The 17,385-nt window shown below is 75.1% G+C and carries 13 protein-coding genes; 3 read left to right on the top strand and 10 right to left on the bottom strand.

Annotation, left to right across the window (positions count from 1 at the left end; all coding sequences use genetic code 11):
• Positions 1-29 precede the first annotated feature (29 nt).
• The 5 genes from AB0302_RS09400 to AB0302_RS09380 form a co-directional block, all read right to left on the bottom strand.
• The gene (locus AB0302_RS09400) at positions 30-776 is read right to left on the bottom strand and encodes a response regulator transcription factor (protein ID WP_366371616.1); all 747 of its coding nucleotides are present in this window, start codon (positions 774-776) and stop codon (positions 30-32) included.
• Entirely contained in the window at positions 773-2,086 is a 1,314-nt protein-coding gene (locus AB0302_RS09395) for a sensor histidine kinase (protein WP_366371614.1), read from the bottom strand. The genes AB0302_RS09400 and AB0302_RS09395 overlap by 4 nt, the downstream gene beginning before the upstream one ends.
• A gap of 144 nt (positions 2,087-2,230) precedes the next feature.
• Positions 2,231-3,106 (bottom strand): VOC family protein, encoded by an 876-nt coding sequence (locus tag AB0302_RS09390; RefSeq protein WP_366371612.1) that lies wholly within the window; start codon positions 3,104-3,106, stop codon positions 2,231-2,233.
• A 125-nt stretch (positions 3,107-3,231) separates the two neighbouring features.
• Positions 3,232-5,808 (bottom strand): FtsX-like permease family protein, encoded by a 2,577-nt coding sequence (locus AB0302_RS09385; protein WP_366371610.1) that lies wholly within the window; start codon positions 5,806-5,808, stop codon positions 3,232-3,234.
• Between the two features lie 2 nt (positions 5,809-5,810).
• Complete coding sequence (locus AB0302_RS09380; protein ID WP_366371608.1) at positions 5,811-6,692, bottom strand: ABC transporter ATP-binding protein; 882 nt, start codon at positions 6,690-6,692, stop codon at positions 5,811-5,813.
• 122 nt (positions 6,693-6,814) lie between these two features.
• Between AB0302_RS09380 and AB0302_RS09375 the strand changes: the two genes are divergently transcribed.
• Entirely contained in the window at positions 6,815-7,381 is a 567-nt protein-coding gene (locus AB0302_RS09375) for a helix-turn-helix domain-containing protein (protein ID WP_366371606.1), read from the top strand.
• A gap of 7 nt (positions 7,382-7,388) precedes the next feature.
• Here the strand turns inward: AB0302_RS09375 and AB0302_RS09370 are convergent, their stop codons facing one another.
• The 4 genes from AB0302_RS09370 to AB0302_RS09355 all read right to left on the bottom strand — a co-directional run bounded on the left by AB0302_RS09370 (position 7,389) and on the right by AB0302_RS09355 (position 11,387).
• Positions 7,389-7,685: a hypothetical protein gene (locus tag AB0302_RS09370; protein WP_366371604.1), complete on the bottom strand. Its 297-nt coding sequence runs from the start codon at positions 7,683-7,685 to the stop codon at positions 7,389-7,391.
• A gap of 191 nt (positions 7,686-7,876) precedes the next feature.
• Positions 7,877-8,587: a response regulator transcription factor gene (locus tag AB0302_RS09365; RefSeq protein ID WP_366371602.1), complete on the bottom strand. Its 711-nt coding sequence runs from the start codon at positions 8,585-8,587 to the stop codon at positions 7,877-7,879.
• 192 nt (positions 8,588-8,779) lie between these two features.
• A complete protein-coding gene (locus tag AB0302_RS09360; protein ID WP_366371600.1) occupies positions 8,780-10,141 on the bottom strand; it encodes a histidine kinase in 1,362 nt (453 codons plus the stop codon).
• 94 nt (positions 10,142-10,235) lie between these two features.
• The gene (locus AB0302_RS09355) at positions 10,236-11,387 is read right to left on the bottom strand and encodes a nitronate monooxygenase (protein WP_319075970.1); all 1,152 of its coding nucleotides are present in this window, start codon (positions 11,385-11,387) and stop codon (positions 10,236-10,238) included.
• A gap of 57 nt (positions 11,388-11,444) precedes the next feature.
• Here AB0302_RS09355 and AB0302_RS09350 point away from each other — a divergent pair, with 57 nt between their 5' ends.
• Both AB0302_RS09350 and AB0302_RS09345 read left to right on the top strand, forming a co-directional pair.
• The gene (locus AB0302_RS09350; RefSeq protein WP_366371598.1) at positions 11,445-12,905 is read left to right on the top strand and encodes an L-lactate permease; all 1,461 of its coding nucleotides are present in this window, start codon (positions 11,445-11,447) and stop codon (positions 12,903-12,905) included.
• Positions 12,906-12,976: 71 nt separating this feature from the next.
• A complete protein-coding gene (locus tag AB0302_RS09345; RefSeq protein ID WP_366371596.1) occupies positions 12,977-13,717 on the top strand; it encodes a histidine kinase in 741 nt (246 codons plus the stop codon).
• A gap of 128 nt (positions 13,718-13,845) precedes the next feature.
• Here the strand turns inward: AB0302_RS09345 and AB0302_RS09340 are convergent, their stop codons facing one another.
• Complete coding sequence (locus AB0302_RS09340) at positions 13,846-17,226, bottom strand: HAD-IA family hydrolase (RefSeq protein WP_366371594.1); 3,381 nt, start codon at positions 17,224-17,226, stop codon at positions 13,846-13,848.
• Between the last annotated feature and the right edge of the window lie 159 nt (positions 17,227-17,385).

Below are 17,385 nucleotides of genomic sequence, written 5' to 3'. Positions count from 1 at the left end.
ATCGGGGGAGGCGTCGGGGGGCGCGCCCGTCAGCCCGCCATCCCGCGCTGGAACGCCCAGATCACCGCGTGCACGCGGTCCCGGGCGCCGGTCTTCAGGAGCACGTTGGACACGTGGGTCTTCACGGTCGCCTCCCCCACGAACAGCTCGCGCGCGATCTCCCCGTTGGAGAGCCCGCGGGCCATCGCGCGCAGCACCTCGGCCTCCCGGGCCGTCAGCCCGACGCCGTCCCCAGCCCCGGCTCCGGACCCGACGCCGCGCGCAGGCCCGGCGGGCAGGGGGTCCGCGCGTGCCGGGTCCGCGGGTGCCGGGTCCGCGGGAGCCGCGTCCGCCGGGGGCGGCGCCGCCCCGGCCCCGGCGGTCATGCGCTGCAGCACCCGGCGCGTGACCTGGGGGTCCAGCAGGGCGTCGCCGCGGCCGAGCACGCGCACGGCCTCGATCAGCTCCTCCGGCCCGGCCGACTTCAGCAGGAAGCCCGCGGCCCCGGCCGTCAGGGCGGCGAAGAGCGCCTCGTCCGTGTCGAAGGTCGTGAGGATGAGCACGGCGGCCCGCGTGCCGCCCGCCACCAGCCGACGCGTGGCCTCCACGCCGTCCAGCCGCGGCATCTGCACGTCCATGCAGACCACGTCGGGGTCCGTCTCGGCGGCCAGGCGAAGCGCGTCCTCCCCGTCCCCGGCCTCGCCCACCACCTCCAGGTCGGGCTGGGAGCGCAGGATCGCGGTGAAGCCCACGCGGATCAGGGGCTGGTCGTCCACCAGCAGGACGCGCAGGGTCATGGGGTCTCCTCCTCGATCACGGCGGGCACCTCGGCCCGCACGAGCCATCCGCCGGAGTCCTTCGGTCCGGCCTGCACCGCGCCGCCCACCGACGCGACGCGCTCCTGCATGCCCACCAGGCCCAGCCCGGCACCGGAGGCGAGGCCGGCCGAGCGGGCGCCCCGTCCGTCGTCGCTGACCTCGAGCTCCACGCGGTCCGGCTCTGTGCGCAGCCGCACCTCGACGGCGGCGCGCGGCCCCGCGTGCTTGCGCGCGTTGGTGAGGCCCTCCTGCGCCACCCGGTACAGGGCGAGCTCGGCGGGCGGGGTGAGCGAGGGCGGGGGGCCGATCCGCGTGAGGCGCACGTCCTGGCCCGCCGACCGTGCCTCCTCCACGAGGCCCTCGAGGTCCTCGAGGGTGGGGAGGGCGGAGTGTGCGCCGGCGTCGTCGCGCAGGGTGTGGACCATGGTCTTGAGCTCGGCGACCGCCTCGCGGGCGGAGGACTCGACGCCGTGCAGGTGGCGCGCGGCGGCGTCGGGGTCCGCGGCCAGGGTGAGCCGTGCCGCGCCGGCCTGCACGCCCATGGCGGTGACGTGGTGTGCGACGACGTCGTGCAGCTCGCGGGCGATCCGCAGCCGCTCGAGGGACACGGCCTGCTCGGCGAGCCGCTCCTGCTGGGCGTGGATCTCCGCATGGGCGGCCTCGAGGTCCTGGCGGGCGAGCGCCTGGCGCCACGCGCGGTCCCCGAAGAGCCACGCCGCGCCGAAGTAGGCGAGGTTGACGAGGGTCTGGATGCCGGCCATGGCGAAGTACGCGTTCACGCCGCGCTCGCCGACCTCGGGGTCGCTGAAGCCGTCCACCATGACCCACGCGAGCCACACGGCCATGACCGCCGCGATCCCGGTGCGTGCCCAGAACGCGCGCCGCCGGTCCGGGCACCACGCCCCCACCGTGTAGAAGGCGAGGAACAGCACCACCTGCGAGGCGTAGAGCTCGACGCCCACCCACGTGGAGACCGCGAAGTACGTCAGCGAGACGACCGCGGCGACGGCCACCGGGAAGCGCCGGCGCCACGCGAGGGGGAGGGCCAGGGCGACGGCGCCGAGGGCGACCCAGCCGACGTCCTGCCTCCACGGCATCGAGCCCAGGAAGTCGGAGAGGTAGGCCAGCTCGACGCCGGCCACCACGAGCACCGCGGCGAGGATCGCGTCTGCGCGCCGCCAGCGGGGGGACAGCGCGCGCACGAGGGGGTGCCCGCCGCCGGAGGCGGCGCCGCCGACGGCCACGTCCGGGGGGCTCGGGACGACGTCGACGGCAGGGGTGGCGGGCATGCGCCCCACCCTAGCGACGGGTGCGGCGGGGGCACCTCCCCCGCGCGGGGGAGATCCGACGCCGCGCGCATGCCGCCGACGCGGCGGGTCACCACGAGGGGCTGGAGTGGGCGCGTCGTGGAGGAGCGGCGGGCAGCGCCGCCCTCATCCGCGCGGCGGCTGGTTCAGCTGGAACGTCGCGCCGGCCGGGTCCAGCACCGAGGCGACGACGCCGAACGGCGAGTCCATCGGCCCGTCCACGACGCGGCCGCCGTGCTCCGCCACGACGCGCACGGCCTCCTCCATGTCCGTGACCTGGAAGTAGGGGCGCCAGTAGCTCGGGGTGCCCTCGGGCAGCCACGGGGTCGCGTCGCACAGGCCAGCGGTGGAGTCCTCGTAGGCGAAGTTCGTGGCGTACGCGGGGCCCTCGCCGGCGGCACCGGGGTCGACGTCGCCCGCCGCGCCGTCGTCGTCCGGGGCGTCCCCGCGCATCGGGACCACGTCCCAGCCGGCCACGTTCCGGTAGAACGCGGCGTCCGCGGCGACGTCCGTGGACATCACCTCGAACCACACGGAGGTGCCGGGGGTCAGCGGCAGGTCGTGGCCGGGGAACTCGCCCGGCTCCCAGAAGCCCAGTGCCTCGCCGCCGGCGCTCTCCACGATCGCCATGCGGCCGAGCGGGCCCACGTCCATCGGCTCATTGACCACGGTCCCGCCGTGCTCGGCCACGAGCTCCATCGTCCGGTCGATGTCCTCGGTCTTGAGGTACACCGTCCACACGGCCGGCGGCATGCCCTCGGGTGCGGGCGGCAGGTCGGCCGCGTCCATCGCGCCGCCCACGGTGGCGTCGTCCTTGCGGATCATCATGTAGTGGCCGTACTCCTCGCCCTGGTCCTCGAAGGTCCAGCCGAACAGCGCCTCGTAGAAGGCGCGCTGTGCGGGGAAGTCGACGGCGGTGTAGTCGATCCACACGGGGGAGCCGACGGTGACGGCGGGCTGATCGGGGGTGGCGGAGAGGTTCGTGACGGAGGTCTCGCTCATGGGGCCCACGCTAGACGGCGGCGCCGAGCTTGTCTGCAGTCGGCGGCGCGCCGCCGGGGAGCCCTGGGCGTCTCTCGCGGGCCACCCGGCCGCCGGGCCCGGAGCGCCCGGCGGCCGGGCCCGCATCACACGGCCGCCAGGCCCTCCACGGGGCTCAGGTTCGCCGCCCGACGAGCGGGCAGCAGCGCCGCCGCCAGTCCGGCGAGGGCGGCCACCAGCACGATGAGGGCCAGCTCGAGCCACGGAACGGTGGGACGCACCACGGAGGATCCGCCCGAGTTCGCGAGCAGGTCGCCCAGGATGAGCTGGGAGCCGGCCCATCCGTAGAACACGCCGAGCGCGCAGCCCAGCAGGGCGGCCACTCCGGCGATCAGCACGGACTCGATCGCGATCATCCCGCGCAGCCCGCCCCGCGTCAGGCCCAGGGCCCGCAGCAGCGCGTTCTCGCGCGTCCGCTCGATCACGGAGAGGCTCAGCGTGTTGGCCACGCCGACCAGCGCGATCAGCACGGACACGGCCAGCAGCGCCACCACGATCCACAGCATCGCGTCGATGATCTGGGCGTACACGGCGCGCGTCGGGGCGCCGCCGTCCATGATGACGGCGCCGGAGCCGGCCGCCTCGGTGACGTCGTCGGCGAGGGCCTGCAGCTCGTTCACGGGCACGTTGCCCGACAGGGCCACGAGCAGCTGGCTGGGCACGGTGACCCCGCCGTCGAAGGCCACGGGCGCCCCGTCCCACCCGGCGGCGCGCGCGGTCTCCTCGGCGACGTACACGCCCGAGCCGAGCGAGCCGCTGCGCACGGGGGCGAGGGTCCGCTCGGCGCCGGCCACGGTGGCCGGGACGTCGCCCTCCACCCACTCGGGGACGAACACGGTGCCCGGCTGGCCGAGGCGCGCCTCCTCGTCCGGGGGCAGGTCGGCGACGGCGCCACGCAGGGCGGCGCTCGGCGCGGCGAGCACGGTGGAGCCGTTCTCCGTGGTCCCGACCGGCACGGCCAGGGCCACGGCGCCGACGTCGTCCACCCCGCGCACGCGCTCGGCGGCGGCTGCGGCGTCCGCGCCGGCGGGCACCGAGACGACGAGGTCCACGGGGTAGGCGGCGTCCAGGGCCAGGTTGGTCGTGACCTGCGCGGTGCGCCCGCCCGTCAGGAAGAGCGCCACGAGGGTGGTGCCCACCAGGAGGGCGGCGGCCGTGGCCGCGGTGCGCGAGCGGTGCCGCGTGGCGTTCAGGCCCGCGAGGCGGCCGGGCACGCCGGCCGGGCGGGCCAGCACGGACGCGCCGCGCACGGCGGCCGGCACGAACAGCGAGGCCAGCAGGAACACGCCGAGGAAGGAGAGCGCTCCGCCGCCGATCGCGGACAGCGGCTCGGGGGCGAACGCACCGAACAGCATGAGGGCGGTGCCGCCCACGGCCAGCACGGTGCCGATCACGGTGCGCACCACGCCGCCGCGGGAGGCCGCGCGGACCTCCTCCGCGGGCCGCAGGGCCTGCAGCGGGGAGACGCGGGTGGCGGCGAGGGCCGGGGCGATCGCGGCGGCGAGCGTCACGAGGACGCCGACCAGGACGGTGACCAGCAGGGTCACCGGATCGGCGGCGAAGGTGAGGGTGTTCATCTCGAACATCGCGCGGACGGCGGCCACGAGGCCCGCGGTCGCGGCGACGGCGAGGACGACGCCGAGCACGGAGCCGATCAGGCCCACCACGAGCGCCTCCACGAGCACGGAGGTGCGGACCTGCCCCGCCGTGGAGCCGAGGGTGCGCAGCAGCGCGAGGTCACGCGTGCGCTGGGCGACGAGCACCTGGAAGGTGTTGGCGATGACGAGGGCCGTGACCAGCAGGGCCAGGGCGGCGAAGCCGCCGAGGATCCAGCCGAAGACGTCCGTGCCGCCGCTGGCGTCGGCCAGGGTGGCGCGTGCGGCGTCGTCCGGGGTGCGGACCTCGGCGGACACGCCGCGCTCCGTGAGGACGCCGGTGACGGCCGAGGCGACAGCGTCCCGGTCCGCGCCGTCGGTCAGGCGCAGCAGCACGTGGGGGCTGTAGGCGTCCACGGCGCCGGCATCGCCGACCTGCGGCTCCTGCACGGCCGCCACCGTGGGCCCTCCCGCCCAGATCTGCCCGCCCGAGGAGAGGGTGGGATCGGGGGAGGGCGTGGTCAGGCCGGTCACGGTGGCCTCGGTGGTGCCGCCCACCGGATCGCCGGAGAGGGTCACGACGTCGCCGACGGCCACGCCCTCCCGCTCGGCGGTGGAGGTGTCCAGGGCGATGCCGCGCGGATCGGCGGGGGCGGGGTAGGAGCCCTCCGTGAGGGAGACGGCGATCAGGGAGGAGTCGCGGGGCACCGGCTGGACGATCGCGCCGAAGTCCGCGTCCCCCGTGGTCGCGGTCGCCCACGTCAGCTGCGTGGAGTAGGCCTCCTCGACGCCCTCGATCCGCCCGAGCGGGCCGGGCTGCCCCACCGTGCCGGCCAGGCCGGGGAAGGCGGCCGTGGGGTCCTCGGCGGAGGAGTCGGAGGCCTTCGGCAGGACCACGAGGTCGCCGGCGGCGTACGTGTTGCCGAGCGTGGTGCGCAGGGTGGCCTGGCCGCTCGAGGAGACGAGGAAGGAGGCGGCCAGGAACATCGTGCCGATGAGGATGGCCAGGATGACGGAGATGTAGCGGCGCGGCTGCGTCCGCAGCTGGGAGAGGGCGACGGTCCACATGCTCAGCGCACCCCGCCCCGCACGGAGGCCGAGGCGCCCTGCGCCGCACCCGTGGACAGCGCCGTCATGGCCTCGGTGACGGACTCCACCGTGGGGCCGATCAGCTCGCCGGCCAGCACGCCGTCGGCGAGCAGCACCACGCGGTCCGCGGCGGAGGCCGCCACGGGGTCATGCGTGACCATGATGATGGTCTGGCCCATCTCCCGCGTGGAGCGGCGCAGCAGGCCCATGACCTCCGCGGAGGCGGCGGTGTCCAGGTTGCCGGTGGGCTCGTCGCCGAACACCACGTCCGGGCGGGTGAGCAGGGCGCGGGCGACGGCGACGCGCTGCTGCTGGCCGCCCGAGAGCTCGTGCGGGCGGTGCTTCAGGCGGTCCGTGAGGCCGAGCGTCGCGGTGATCTCCTCGAGCCACGCGCGGTCCGGCTTCCTCGACGCCAGCTCGAGCGGCAGCACGATGTTCTGCTCCGCGGTGAGGGTGGGGACGAGGTTGAAGGACTGGAACACGAAGCCGACCCGGTCCCGGCGCAGGCGGGTCAGCGCGGTGTCGTCCAGGCCCGTGATCTCGGTGCCGCCCAGCATCACGGACCCGGAGGTCGGGGTGTCGAGGCCCGCGAGGCAGTGCATGAGCGTGGACTTGCCCGAGCCGGACGGGCCCATGATCGCGGTGAAGCGGCCGGTCTCGAAGTCCACGTCCACGCCCCGCAGGGCGTGCACCTGCGCGTCGCCCTTCCCGTAGGAGCGGGTGAGGGCGCGCGCCGAGACGGCGTGCGCCGTCGTCGTGGTGGCGGCGGGTCCGGGCGCACCGGTGGCGAGCGGGGAGGACGCGACGGCGTGGCCGGCGGTGGGGGAGGTGTGGTCGCGGGGCGAGGCGGCTGCGGTGCTCATGGGCCCACCCTCCCGCGGGCACCGCCCGCACGGGATCGGAGCACGGGATGGACTGCGGCGCGCCTCGGGTCATACCGGGGGTGGACCGACACCTGACCTGAGGAGGATGGGAGGATAGGGGCATGAGAGCCGACGCCCGCGCCAACCGCCAGGACCTGCTGGCCGCGGCCGCACACCTGCTCCAGGAGCAGGGCGCCGGGATGTCCCTGCGCGCCGTGGCGCAGGAGGCCGGTCTCGGCGTGGGGACGCTGTACCGGCACTTCCCCACCCGGCGCGACCTGCTCACGGCCGTCCTCGAGCAGGTGGTGGTGCGCATCCGCCGCATCCTCACCCGCTTCATCGCGGGCGTGGGGGACCCGGAGGAGCGGTGGCGCCGGCTCGCGAGCGAGCTGGCCGAGGTGAACCTGACGTCCATGCTGGCCGCGCTGGACTCGGTCACGGCCCGCGACCTCCCGCAGCACGACCTCTTCGACGAGGCCGAGGAGGAGATCCTCGACCTCGCCGACCGGGCGGTGGCGATGGCGGCCGAGGCGGGCCTCGTGGGGGAGGACCTGACGGCCCGGCACTACTTCATGGGGCTGCTCACGCTCACGAGGCCGCTCACCTCGGACGTGCTGGACCGCTTCCCCGAGCAGAACGACTGGCTGCTCGACGTGTACCTGCGCGGGCTGCGGCCCACGGCGGGCTGAGCGCGGCTCAGTCCTCCGTGCGGCAGAGCACGGAGACGCTCACCCCGGCCAGCGTGGTGATGGCCCCGGTGAGCAGGAGGCGCGGCAGGCCCTCGAGGTCGGTGAGCAGGGCGAGGCCGAGCATGGCCAGCGCGCCGGTGACGAGGCAGACGAAGAACACGAGGCAGTCGCCGTCGCGCTCGTCCCTGACCGTGGAGGTGCTCCCGCGGCCGGCGGGGCCGGTGGGACGGGTGGGTGCCGCGGCGCTGGTCGGTGCCGACTCGTGCGGTGCCGTCGGCTGGGGCTCGGTGTGCATCGTGGTCATGGCGGTCACTCCCCGGGTACGAGACAGGCCCATCGGGGCGCTGTGACTCCATCATCCGGGGCGCGGCGCGCGGGCGGGACCGCCGTCCGGATGACTTCCCCTCGGGCGGGTGTCATACCCGGGTATGAACGGTGAGGGCCGTCCGCTGCGGCGGCTCGGCCGGGCGCCGGCGCCGGTCCGACGCGGCGGCCTCAGTACTGCACGAGGCCTGCGCGGAGCGCCGTGAGCACCGCGTGCACGCGGTCCCGCGCGCCGAGCTTGGCGAGCACGCGGCCCACGTGGGTCTTCACCGTGGCCTCGGAGAGCACGAGCTGCGCGGCGATCTCCAGGTTGGACGAGCCCTGGGCCATGAGCACGAGCACCTCGCGCTCGCGCGGGGTGAGCGAGTCGACGGCGGTCTGCTCCGCGGCGCACTCGGAGGTGCGGGCCTGGTCCGTGCGCAGGCGGGGCGCCATGTGCTGCAGCAGACGGCGTGTGGTGGACGGGGCGATCACGGCGTCGCCGCGGTGCACGGTGCGGATCGCGGAGAGCAGCTGCTCGGGCGGGGCGTCCTTGAGGAGGAAGCCGCTCGCCCCGGCCTCGATCGCTTCGAGCGCGTACTCGTCGAGGTCGAAGGTGGTCAGCACGACGACGCGCGGCGCGTGGGGGAGGCGCAGGAGGGCGCGCGTGGCCTCGATCCCGTCCATCTCCGGCATGCGCACGTCCATGAGCACGACGTCGGCGCTCGCCACGGCGACCGAGCCAGCGGCCTCGCGCCCGCTGCCGGCCTCGGCCACGACCGTGAGGTCCGGCTGGGAGTCCACGAGCATGGCCAGCCCTCCGCGGATCAGGGCCTGATCGTCCACGAGGGCCACGCGGATGGGGGCGTCGGACGGGTCGGTGCGCTCGGGGGCAGTGCTCATGCTCGGATCCTCTCAGACGGACGGCTCTCATGCCGCCGGGCGCAGTACTGCCAGGTGACCCCCGTGGTTGCTTGGCAATACTGCGCCCGGCAGAGACGCGGGCGGGTGTTCGACGGCGGGTGTTCGACGGCGGGTGTCCGGGGGCGGGTGTCCGGGGGCGGGTGTTCGGCGGCGGCCTCTCGGCGGCGGGCTCTAGACCGCGGAGTAGGGCAGGTGCGCGCTCACGCGGAACCCGGCCCCGACGCGCGGGCCGGTCTCCACGGTGCCCCCGAACAGGGTCACGCGCTCGGCGAGCCCGCGCAGCCCCTGGCCCGAGCCTGCCGTGGCGGGGTCGGCGCCGGCGCCCCGCCCGTCGTCGTCGGCCTGGATGTCCAGCCCGCGGGCGGTCCACGCGAGGGTCACGAAGGCGCGCGCCCGCGGGCCGCCGTGCCGCAGCGTGTTGGTGAGCGCCTCCTGCACGATCCGGTACGCCGTGAGCTCACCGCCCGCCGGGAGCGCACGGCGTGGGGTGCCCGTCTCCAGGAGCGAGATCTCGAGGCCGGAGAGGCGCATGGTGTCGACGAGCGAGGGCACGTCCGCCAGTCGGGGCTGCGGGCGGTGCTCCACGGGACGGGAGCCGAGGCCGCCGGGCGAGGCGGCGGGGCCGGGGGCGCGGGGCGTCGACGGCGCGGAGGGCTCCACGGTCCCCGCGCCCGTCCCGGACTCCGCGATGCCGGGCACCCCGGCCACGGTCTGGCCGGTCTCCCGGAGCACGCCGAGCAGCTGGCGCATGTCCGCCAGCGCCGCGCGGCCCGTCTGCCCGATGGTGCCGAGCGCCTGCACGGCGATCTCGGGCCTGGCGGCCGCGGCGTACCGGGCGCCGTCGGACTGGGAGATGATCACCTGCAACGAGTGGGCCACGATGTCGTGCATCTCCCGGGCGATGTGGTTGCGCTCGTCCGCGGCGGCCAGCTGGCGCTCCTGGCGCGCCTGCGTCTCGAGCCGGCGGGCGCGGTCCTCGAGAGCGCGCAGGGCCAGCCGCCGGTGGCGCACGGTGTCCCCGAACGCCCACGCCGTCAGCACCACGGAGCCGCAGCCGATCGTCATGATGACGAACGCCTCGAGCGTGGGCGGGGACTGCACGCCCTCGGCGCCGGTGAACGCCGCGGGGAACAGCCATACGCGCAGGCCGTTGAGCAGGCCGCCCGCGAGCGCGGTCAGCAGGCCCGCGAACGAGACCCACCGCGGGGCGTTGGCCGCGAGGTTGTAGACCGTCATCGGCACGAGCACGAGCACCGCGCTGAACTCCGGGCCGAACAGCAGGTGGAGCACGGCGAACACCACGACGACGACGGCCGAGGCGACCGGCCGCGTGCGGCGGGCCGCCCACGGGAGGACCATCCCTGCGGAGAGCACGATGGCGATCGCGGCCTCGACCGGAGCCGGGCCCGCGAGCGTGCCCAGCATGACCCACGGCCCCGCGCCGAACACCAGGAGCAGCAGGACCGTGGCGATCACGTCGGTGCGCACCGGGTGGGCGCGCATCCACTGGTCGATCCGGTGCAGGGGGTTCACGCGGGCCAGCCTAGGGGCGTGGCCGCTCGCCGCGCGTCAGACCGGGGGATGACGCCCCCGGCACGACGGGTCTCGGAGCGGGCCTCGGGGGCGCTCAGCGGGGGTCGAGGGAGGCCAGCACGGCGGCGGCGTCCGCCTCCCGCACGCGGCCCGCGCCGGTGCCGGCCCACAGGTGCACGCGGCCCAGGTCCCCGCGCTGGGCGGCCGCGGCGCGCAGCCCCGTCGTGAGCACGTTGACCTCCGGGTACGCAGCCGGCGCGTCCGGGAACGCCGCCATGAAGGGGGTCCGCAGGGACCGTGCCCAGCGCCCCGTGTAGGCGCGGGTCACGGCGGTGTCGGCCGCGCCGTCGTCGCCGGTGAAGGCCACGCCCGCCGCGGCCTGCCGCAGGCCCTCGCGGTGCGCCGCCGAGGTGCCCGCCTCGGGCGTGAGCAGGAACGCGGTGCCCGCGGCCACGGCGGTGGCGCCCGTGCCGAGGAGGGTGCGGACCGGCGCCGCGGAGGCGACGCCGCCCGCCGCCACGAGCGGCATGCCCGGCCCGACGGCGGCGGACACCTCCGCCACAAGGGCGACGGCTCCCGTGGTCCCCGGGTCCGCGGCCGGGTCCAGCGTGCCGCGGTGGCCTCCCGCCTCCGGGCCCTGCACCACGAGGAACGCCGCCCCGTTCCGCACGGCCGCGCGCGCCTCGGCCGTGCTCGTCACGGTGACCCCGGCCACGATGCCCGCGGCGGCGAGCCGGCCGAAGACCTCTGCGGCGGGCAGTCCGAACGTGAAGGTCACCATCGGCCAGGCCTGCTCCTCGGCCGCGGCCAGCATCGCCTCGAAGGCGTCCCGCTCGGCGTCCGGGTCCGGGGTGGCGTCCTCGATCGTGGGCAGGGCCGCGCCGAGCTCCTCCGCCACCGGCGCGAGGCGCTCGCGGTAGGCGGCGACGTCGTCGCGCCGACGGGCGCGCGCGGCGGCGGTGCGCGCCCCCGCCGGGACGGCGGTGTTGACCGCGTCCGGGACGAAGAGGTTCACGCCCCAGTGCTCCTCCCCCCGGGATCCGGCGGTCAGGAGACGCCGCAGCTCGTCCACCTGCGCGCGGACCTCCTCCGGGGCTCGCATCCCGCCGGCCAGGACGCCGCCCCCGCCCGCGCGCAGCACGGCGGCGACGAGCGCGGGCGTCGAGGGCCCGCCGGCCATCGGGGCGGCGAACACGGGCACCGCGGGGGAGAGGACGTCATGCGGGGAGACGGGGGTCATGGCCATGCCGCCATCCTAGGAGGAGGGGCCTACAGTGGGTGGGTCCGAGGCCCGGGAGAGGGGGTGCGTGTGCAGGTCCTGTGGTCGCTGGCCCCCATCCTCCTCACCCTCGCCCTGCTGCTGACGAAGGTGCCCGCGTGGGTGGCCCCGGCCGCCGGCGCGCTGCTGGCCGCCGTCCTGGCTCCCACCGTGTTCGGCGTGGACCCGGGGGCGCTCGGCGTCGCGGTCGCCGGCGGCGTGCCCACGGTCCTGGAGATCCTCGCGATCATCGCCGGCGGCATCACGCTCTCCCGCGTCATGGAGCACACCGGTGCGCACCAGCGCCTCGGGCAGTGGCTCTCCGCGGGGGCGGGTCCCTCGATCGCCACGGGCCTGCTCATGGTGCACGGCGTGATCCCGTTCCTGGAGACGGTCACGGGCTTCGGGGTCTCGCTGATCGTCGGCGTGCCGCTGCTGATCGGCCTGGGGTACACGGCGTTCCGGTCCGCGGTGATGGCCGTGCTCGCCCTCACCATCGGGCCGTGGGGGTCCATGGCGCCGGGAACCCTGCTGGGCGCCCGGCTGGGGCACCTGGACTTCCAGCAGCTCGGCGTCACCACGGCGGTGTTCAACCTCCCTGCCTCGCTGCTCGCGGGCGTGGTCACGGTCCTGCTGCTCCGGGGGTCACGGGGCACGCGGTTCGACGCCGGCCCGGCCCGTCTCGCCCCGTGGATCGGGGTCGCCCTGCTCTCGGGCGTGGCCCAGTGGGCGCTCATCCTGGGGGCGAACCTGCTGGTCGGCACGGCGCCGGCGGGCGCCCTCGGCACGTTCGTGCTCACCGCGGCCTGGCTGCTCGTGGTCCGTCGGGGCCGGCTCACGCCCGGACCGGGGCGCGACGTCGTCCCGTACCTCACGCTCATGGTGGGCACCGTCATCGGCACCACGGCGGAGTCCGCGCTCGCGCTGAGCGGGCCGCTGTCCGTCGTCGGGACCCCGGCGCTGTGGGCGTTCGTGGCGGTCGGCGTGGGGGTGCGCCTGCTGCACCTGGACGCCGCGGGGCGGCGCGCCGTGCCCGGGGAGGCCGCGCGCCTGTGGGTGGGCACCGCCATTCCCAACGCGCTGTACGTGGCGTTCGGCCTGACGCTCTCGGCGGGCGGGGTCTCCGGCGCGCTGGCGGGCGCGCTCAGCGGCATGGGGGAGTCCTACCTGGTGGCCGTCCCCGTCATCGCGGCCCTGGGCGGGTTCATCACGGCGTCCAACACGGGCGCGATGGCGCTCTTCGGCCCGCTCCAGATGGACACGGGGGCCGCGTTGGGCGTGCCGCCCGTATGGACCAACGGCCTCCACAACGCCGCCGCAGGCTGGGGCATCATCCCGGGCCCGGCACGCATCCAGGTGGCCCACGGCATGGCCGCCGGCTCCCAGACCTCGGAGATGCCCGGCTGGGCCGTGAGCCGCGGCGCCCTGTTCGCGGTGCTGTTCCCCACCATGCTGGCCGGCATCGTTCTCATGTCCGTGATGGGCTGGTTCCTGCTGCCGCGGTGAGCGGCAGGCGGGCCCACATCCCGACCTTCGGCGGAGGCGCCCGCCCCGCTCGCGCGCCTAGGCTGAACGGCATGATCCGTGTAGTCGTGGCCGACGACCAGACCCTCATGCGCACCGCCCTGGAGCACTTCGTGGCGCAGGCCGACGACATGGAGGTGGTCGGCTCCGCCGAGGACGGCCTCCAGGCCCTGGACCTGGCCCGCGCCCGGACCCCCGACGTCGTCGCGCACGGCCTCACCGTGATCACCATGCAGGCGGCCATGCTGCCCACCCAGACCGACCCCGCAGCGCGCGCCGCCTCGGAGACGGCGATCGAGGAGGCCGCTCGCCAGTCCCTCGTGGACCTGCGGCGCATGCTCACGGCCCTGCGCGGCTCGGACCGCAACGCGCAGACCGCCGAGGGCGACATCGCCGTGGACCTGCCGGCCCGCTTCGACGAGTTCGAGTCGCGCCTGCACGCGGCCGGCTTCGCCGTGGAGCGCACCCTCGCGGACCTCGACCGTCTGCCCCGCTCCATGGAGCTCACGGTGCTGCGCGTGGTGCAGGAGTCCGTGACCAACATCCTCAAGCACACTCCGCGCCGCGGCACGGTGCACCTGTGCTCCCGGTTCGACGACGACGGCCACCTCGTCCTCGAGGTGACCAGCCCGCTCACCACGGGCGAGCCGCGGGCCAGCCGGGTGGTCTCGGCCATCCCCTCCGGCTTCGGCCTGGCGGGCATGCGCGAGCGCGTGGCCGTGTTCGGCGGCGCGCTCACCGCCGGCCCGATGGGCGACGGCTGGACCGTGCGGGCCGTCCTGCCGACCCGCTGACCTGCACCCCGCCCCGCCCCCCTGCGGCCCTGCGTTTTCGCTAGGGAAATCGTCGTCTCCCTCCCAGCGGATCGGGATGGAGACGACGATTTCCCTCGCGAAAGTCCTGGCGCCCGGGGGAGGAGGACTCAGCCCAGCGGGACCGTGATCTCCTGGCCCGGGCAGAGCGTGTGCTCCTGGCCCGCGATGACCATGGGGACCTCATGCCACATGCCGTCGCCGGCCCGCACGGTCACCTCCGTCTGCGCCATGTGGATCTCCACCGGCTGCTGGTGCCACCGGATCGTGAAGCGCGCGCCGGGCAGCTGGGAGGGCAGGCGCGGGGAGAGGCGCACGACGCCGTCGCGCGTCTCCAGGCCCGCGTAGCAGCGGATGACGGTGTCCACGGTGCCGGCCATGAGGCCGAGGTGGATGCCCTCCTTCGTGGTGCCGCCCTGGGTGTCGGAGAGGTCCGACTCGAGCGCCTCCGTGAAGAGGTCCCACGAGCGGTCCGGGTCCGTGCGGGCCGCCACCCACGCGTGCACCAGACGGGAGAGCGTGGAGCCGTGCGTGGAGCGGGCCTCGTAGTAGGCCACCATCCGCTGGTAGGCCTCCTCCGGGAGCTCGTAGCCCATGCGGCGCAGGATCTCGTCGAGCTCCTCGGCAGAGAACAGGTAGCCGAGCATGAGGGTGTCGGCCTGCTTGGAGAGCTTGTACCGGTTGGTGGCGTCGCCCTCCGCCTGCAGGATCAGGTCCATGCGACCGATGTTGCCGTACGTGGCGCGGTAGGCGTCCCAGTCGAACTCCTCCAGGTCCTGGTAGCCCTCGAACTGCGCCAGGATGCCGGCCTCCTCGCCCTCGGTGAAGAACGGGACCGTGAGCCTCGCGCTGATCTCCTCCCAGCGCTCGATCTCCTCCTCGGTGACCTCCATGACCTCGGTGAGGCCGTCGTCGAGGGTGTCCAGCCAGCGGACCAGGCGTGCGGTCTCGGCCAGGACCCATGAGGTCAGCACGTTGGTGTACGCGTTGTTGCGCAGGCCCGAGCCGGGGGTCTCCGGGTAGCCGTCGTGGAACTCGTCCGGGCCCATGACGCCGTGGATCTCGTAGCGGTCCGTCTCCGCGTTGTGCAGGGTCATGGACACGAAGAAGCGGGAGATCTCCACGAGCATCTCGGCGGCGTAGTCCGAGATGAACGCGGCGTCCTTGGTGATCTCGATGTACCGCAGCACCGAGTACGCGATGTCCAGGGAGACGTGGCGCTGGTTGTGGGAGTTGTCCGGCATCCACATGCGCGAGCGCGGGTTCCACAGCTCGGTCGGGGTCTCCTCGCCGCCGTCCGCGCCGGACTGCCACGGGAACATGGCGCCGGCCCAGCCCTCGGCCTGCGCGTTGGCGCGGGCCTCGCCGAGGCGGCGGAACCGGTACATCAGCAGGCCGCGGGTGATCTCCGGGCGGCGCAGCGTGAGCATCGGGTAGACGTAGATCTCGTCCCAGAAGATGTGCCCGCGGTAGCCCTCGCCGTGCAGGCCGCGGGCGCCCAGGGAGGCGTCCAGGTCCCGACGCCGGCCATAGGCCGTCTGCAGCACGTGGAAGGTGTGCAGGTTCAGGGCCAGCTGCTGGCGCAGGGATGCACCGTCCTTGCCCACGGTGACGGCCGAGCCCACGGAGGCGGAACGGCCGGCCTCGAACACCGGGGTCTCGTACTCGGCGCCCTCGGCGAGCTGCGCCGTGGAGCGGCGCTGGTTGCGGTGCGCGTTCGCGAGGTCGATCCGCACGGCGAAGCGGTCCCAGTTCATCCCCCAGCGCTGCTCGTGCAGGGTCAGCAGGTTGCGGAAGTTCTGCGCGCGCTGCACGGTCTTGACCGCCGACTCCCACACGGAGGCGTTGGCGTGGTCGTGCGTGGTGGCCACGGCCGCGGTCTTCTCCAGCACGAGCGGCACGCCCTCCTCCACGTGGAGGCGGATGTCCTGGCCCGCGACGAGGGGCGAGTCGTCCACGGGGCGGCGGATCGGCTGGTGGTGGCCCACGGGGGCCACCTGCCGGGTGCGGGCGGCCACGGCCACGTGGATGCGGGACTGGCTCGTGACCGTCTCCAGCAGGACGGTCTCGCCGTCGATCTCGCGGGCCTGCGAGGGCTCGAGGTGGTGGTTGGCCAGCGTGCGGTCGTCCGAGACGTTGAGGTTGGCCACGCGGCCCTCGATCAGCGAGCGCACGGTGAGGTCGCCGGACCAGTTCTCGGCCACCACGGTGAGCTCGATGGCCGCGATGTGGCGGTTGGCGAGCGACTGGAACTGGCGGGTGTGCAGGGTGGTGCGGCGGCCCTGCCCGTCCTCGAACGTCATGGTGCGGGAGAGGACGCCGCGGCGCAGGTCCATCTCCTGGATGAACTCCACGAGGTTCTCGTCGCTCGGCAGCAGGGGGCGGCCGCCGCGGGGGATGACCACCAGCGGCGTCCAGTCCTGGATGTTCACCATGTGCTCGGTGACGACCTCGCGGCCCTGGACCATGGAGGTCAGGCGGTTGAACACGCCGGCCATGTAGGTGCCGGGGTAGTGCACGTCCGTGATGACGGTGCCGGGGATGGCGCCGCGCGTGCCCCAGTACCCGTTGGCCATCGTGCAGAGCACCTCGCGCGTGCCCTCGGCGGCGGCGTCGAAGTCGGTCCAGCGCAGCACCCAGGCGGCGTCGAAGGGGGCGGCGGTGCGCTCGTCCAGCGCGAGCGTGCCGTAGTCCTCCACCACCAGGTGGGCGCCGGCGTCCTTGAGGCGGCCGCGGCCGAGGTCCGGCTCGCGGTCCACGCCGATCACCAGGCCGAAGCGGCCGTCCGCGGCGGCCTTGACGCCGGAGACGGCGTCCTCCAGCACCATCGCGTCCGCCACGTCCACGCCGAGCTCGCGCGCGGCCTCCCAGAACATGGCCGGGTCCGGCTTGCCGGGCAGGCCGCGCTCCACGGCGGTGTTGCCGTCCACGATCACGGGGAAGAAGTCCAGCACCCCGCCGGCACCGAGCACCGCGCGCGAGTTCTTGGAGCTGGTCACGAGGGCCACCGGAACGCCGCGGCGGCGCAGCTTCTCCAGCAGGTCGAGCGCCTCGGGGAAGACGCGCACGCCGTCGCGCTCGAGGACCGCCTCGAAGTAGCCCTGCTTGCGCTCGGCCAGGCCGAGGACGGTCAGCTCCGGGGCGGACTCGGCCTCGGGGGCGTCGGCCTCCGGCACGCGCAGGCCGCGGGAGGCGAAGAAGGCCCGCACGCCGTCCTCGCGGGGGCGCCCGTCCACGTGGTGCAGGTAGTCGCCCGCGGCGTCGAAGGGGCGCAGGCGCTCCGGGTCCGCGGCGACGGCGGCCTCGTTGGCCTCCAGGGCGCCGACGGCGGGCAGCGCCTCGTCGAAGAGCTCCTTCCACGCCGCGGCGTGGACGCCGGCCGTGTCGGTGATGACGCCGTCCATGTCGAAGATCACCGCGCGGTAGCGGCGCAGCCGGTGGCGGCGGGCGTTCAGGTCCTGCGAGGCAGCGGGCGTGAGGGTCTGCGTCATGAGCGGGAGGGGCCTTTGCGCTGGTCGGGGAGAGGCCGCGGGTGGCCTCGGGCACTGGGAGACAGCCTAGGTGTGATGTCCAGGGAGGTTGTTGAGCCTGGTGGCAGGCGCGGCGCCGATCGCGGAGTGGACGCGATGATGATTGTAGAAGTGCAGCCA

It is taken from the genome of Micrococcus sp. NPDC078436 (assembly GCF_040702705.1).
GTDB lineage: Bacteria > Actinomycetota > Actinomycetes > Actinomycetales > Micrococcaceae > Micrococcus.
This window is presented reverse-complemented; position numbering and strand designations above follow the sequence as displayed.

Excerpts from the sequence above, each read along its gene's own strand:
- AB0302_RS09400 (WP_366371616.1), bottom strand. The coding sequence starts at position 776 with ATGACCCTGCGCGTCCTGCTGGTGGACGACCAGCCCCTGATCCGCGTG.
- AB0302_RS09395 (WP_366371614.1), bottom strand. The coding sequence starts at position 2,086 with ATGCCCGCCACCCCTGCCGTCGACGTCGTCCCGAGCCCCCCGGACGTG.
- AB0302_RS09390 (WP_366371612.1), bottom strand. The coding sequence starts at position 3,106 with ATGAGCGAGACCTCCGTCACGAACCTCTCCGCCACCCCCGATCAGCCC.
- AB0302_RS09385 (WP_366371610.1), bottom strand. The coding sequence starts at position 5,808 with ATGTGGACCGTCGCCCTCTCCCAGCTGCGGACGCAGCCGCGCCGCTAC.
- AB0302_RS09380 (WP_366371608.1), bottom strand. The coding sequence starts at position 6,692 with ATGAGCACCGCAGCCGCCTCGCCCCGCGACCACACCTCCCCCACCGCC.
- AB0302_RS09375 (WP_366371606.1), top strand. The coding sequence starts at position 6,815 with ATGAGAGCCGACGCCCGCGCCAACCGCCAGGACCTGCTGGCCGCGGCC.
- AB0302_RS09370 (WP_366371604.1), bottom strand. The coding sequence starts at position 7,685 with ATGACCACGATGCACACCGAGCCCCAGCCGACGGCACCGCACGAGTCG.
- AB0302_RS09365 (WP_366371602.1), bottom strand. The coding sequence starts at position 8,587 with ATGAGCACTGCCCCCGAGCGCACCGACCCGTCCGACGCCCCCATCCGC.
- AB0302_RS09355 (WP_319075970.1), bottom strand. The coding sequence starts at position 11,387 with ATGGCCATGACCCCCGTCTCCCCGCATGACGTCCTCTCCCCCGCGGTG.
- AB0302_RS09345 (WP_366371596.1), top strand. The coding sequence starts at position 12,977 with ATGATCCGTGTAGTCGTGGCCGACGACCAGACCCTCATGCGCACCGCC.
- AB0302_RS09340 (WP_366371594.1), bottom strand. The coding sequence starts at position 17,226 with ATGACGCAGACCCTCACGCCCGCTGCCTCGCAGGACCTGAACGCCCGC.